We start from the raw sequence: 280 nt of genomic DNA on the forward strand, positions 1-280 counted from the left end.
AGGCGAAATCAGCGGCTTTAATCAAAGGCGCAACAAATTGCGTTAAGGCTTGCGCATTTTCAGCGGCAGTAGCTGGGCGGATCAGCGCGCCTTCGACATCAGGTATATCGCCTGTCATAGTTGCGAATGAAGGATCTAAAAAGCGCCGAGCAAACATGGTATCACAAGCAAAAAGTAAGCTGACAGCATTGCTTGATTTAGGCACCAAGGTTATCTGTTTAGCCGTCTTATTATTAATATCACTAATAGTCGCTGCGCTAGGGTAATTATTCTCATCAGG

1 pseudogene is annotated in these 280 nt (G+C 45.4%); it reads right to left on the reverse strand.

From position 1 onward, the window contains the following. Positions 1–280: pseudogene (locus tag CWB85_RS22095) on the reverse strand (CapA family protein); the annotation flags it as partial.

It is taken from the genome of Pseudoalteromonas sp. S1727, assembly GCF_005886375.1.
In the GTDB taxonomy this organism is placed as follows: domain Bacteria; phylum Pseudomonadota; class Gammaproteobacteria; order Enterobacterales; family Alteromonadaceae; genus Pseudoalteromonas; species Pseudoalteromonas haloplanktis.